This is a genomic window from Streptomyces sp. NPDC020983, from assembly GCF_044333485.1.
GTDB lineage: Bacteria > Actinomycetota > Actinomycetes > Streptomycetales > Streptomycetaceae > Actinacidiphila.
The window spans coordinates 1-2,581 of sequence record NZ_JBIRRA010000039.1; the positions used below are offsets into that span (position 1 = coordinate 1).

The 2,581-nt window shown below is 77.1% G+C and carries 1 protein-coding gene; it reads right to left on the bottom strand.

Going from position 1 to position 2,581, the window contains the following annotated elements; translation table 11 throughout:
- Window positions 1–2,581, bottom strand: a 2,581-nt coding sequence (locus tag ACH4SE_RS36415) for a polyketide synthase dehydratase domain-containing protein (protein ID WP_398547879.1), incomplete at both ends; no start/stop codon positions are given.

Below are 2,581 nucleotides of genomic sequence, written 5' to 3' on the forward strand. Positions count from 1 at the left end.
GGTGATCAGGACGGTGCCGTCGGGGTCGAGTGGGGGTGGCACGGTCAGGACGATCTTGCCGGTGTGCCGGGCCTGGCTCATGTGGCGCAGTGCCTCGCGGGCGTCGGCCAGCGGCCAGGTCGTGACCGGGGGAGGGACGAGGGCGCCGTCGGCGAAGAGCCCCGCAAGCGTCGTCAGCATGCGGTGGACGTGGTCCAGTCCCGCGCGGGGGACCAGGTCGTAGAACTGGTAGTCGACGCCGGGGTAGGTGCCGGTGATCTCGTCCGTGCCGCGGATGTCGGTCTTGCCCATCTCGATGAAGCGGCCGCCGTCGCCGAGCAGCCGCAGCGAGGCGTCGGTGAAGTCCCCGGCGAGGCAGTTGAGGACGACGTCCACGCCGCGGCCCCCGGTGGCCTCCCGGAAGGCAATTTCGAAGTCGAGGTCGCGGGAGGAGGCGCGGTGCCGGGCGTCGATGCCCATCTCTTCCAGGACGGCGTGCTTGGCGGGGCTGGCGGTGGCGTAGACCTCGGCGCCGATGTGGCGGGCGATCTGCACGGCGGCCGTGCCCACCCCGCCCGTCGCCGCGTGGACGAGCACGGTGTCCCCCGCCCGCAGACGGCCGAGGTCGACCAGGCCGTACCAGGCGGTGAGGAAGGCGACGGGGATCGCGGCGGCCTGGATGTCGGTCCAGCCGGGCGGTACGGGCACCAGCGTGCGGGCGTCGGCGACCGTGACGGGGCCGAACGCCCCCTCGAACAGGCCGAAGACCCGCTCGCCCGGCGCCACCGACGTCACGTCGGGCGCGACCTCCAGCACCACGCCCGCACCCTCGCTGCCGCGGAAGACACCCTCGTCCGGGTACATCCCCAGCAGGATCAGCACGTCGCGGAAGTTGACGCCCGCCGCGCGCACACCGACCCGCACCTGCCCCGGCGCCAGCGGCTCCAGCACCTCCGGGCAGGACACGGCCGACACTCCCTCGGCCGTCCCGGAGCCGTCCGCGGCCAGCCGCCAGGCCCGTCCGTCCGGCGGCGCCGGCTCCGGCGGTGCGGCCCGTTCCAGCCGCGGTACGAGGACGTGCCCGCCCCGCACCGCCACCTGCGGCTCGTCGTGGGCCACCGCGCGGGCGACGGCGTCGAGCAGCGCGGCCGGGTCCGCCGCGTCGTCGAGGTCGCACAGGACGAAGCGGCCCGGCTCCTCCGCCTGCGCGCTGCGCAGCAGGCCCCACACCGCGGCGGCCGCCGGGTCGGGTACGGTCCCTTCCGCCGCCACGGCCCGGCGGGTCACCGCCACCAGCAGCGACTCCGCCAACCGCGGCTCGGCCAGCCACTGCTGGGTCAGCGTGAGCATCTGCGTCACGGCGTCCAGCGCGTCGGCCCCGGACCCGGGGCCGCCGGCCACCGGCGCGACCGCGGCCAGCACCGTCGCCGGGGGCGGGCCGGCGGCCGCGAGCAGCGCGGCCACGTCGGCGTGGCACGGGAGTGCGGACTGGAGCAGCGGCGCCTCCCCCAGCCAGGCCCAGCCGTCCGCCGCGGCCGGACCGGCCGTGCCGGACGGCTCGGGCAGCGGTGTCCAGGTCACCGCGAACAGCCCGTCCACCGGCCGCGTCCGTGTGCCGCGCAACTGCCGTGCGCTCGTCGGCCGTACGGTCACCGACTCGGCGCGCAGCACCGTGCCGCCCGCCGCGTCGGCCACCAGCAGGCGCAGACCGTGCTCCAGCGGCGTCAGCCGGACGCGGACGCGGGTGGCGCCGGTGGCGTGCAGGGTGACCCCGCTCCAGGCGAAGGGCAGCAGCACCTCCCCGTCGCCGCCGGGACCGGCGGGGCGGTCGAGGGCGAGCGGGTGCAGGGCGGCGTCCAGGAGCGCGGGGTGGAGGCCGAACCCGGCGGCGCCGCCGGGGGCCTGCTCGGGGAGCACCGCCTCGGCGAGCAGGTCGTCGCCCTGCCGCCAGGCGGCCACGAGGCCCTGGAAGGCCGGTCCGTAGCCGTAACCCGCCGCCTCGGCGCGGGCGTAGAAGCCGGCCGTCTCCACCGGTTCGGCGTCCGGCGGCGGCCATGTCCCGGCGGCTGCCGGTTCCGGCGCGGCCGCGGTCACCGGGGCGAGCCTGCCCGTCGCGTGGCAGGTCCAGGGCGAGTCGTCGCCGGAGGGACGGGAGTTCACCCGGATCGACCGGTGGCCCTGGGGGTCGGGGGCGTCGACGGCGATCTGGAGGCGGAGGGTGCCGGTGCCGGACAGGACGAGGGGGGTGTGCAGGGCGAGTTCGTCGACGCCGCCGCATCCCGCCTCGTCGGCGGCGCGCAGCGCCCACTCCACCAGGGCGGCGCCCGGCACCAGGGGAACGCCGGCCACCGCGTGGTCGTCCAGCCATCCCGCACTGCCCGCCGCCGGGAGGACGCCCGTCAGCACCAGTCCGCCGTCGGCGAGTTCGACGGCCGCACCGAGCTGCGCGTGCCCCACCGCCGCGAGTCCCGCCGCCGTCAGGTCGCCGGGGCCGCTGTCCGTGTCCAGCCAGTAGTGGTGGTGTTGGAAGGGGTAGGTGGGGAGGTCGGTGGTGGTGGGGGTGGGGTGTGGGGTCCAGGTGGGGGTGAGTCCGGTGGTGTGG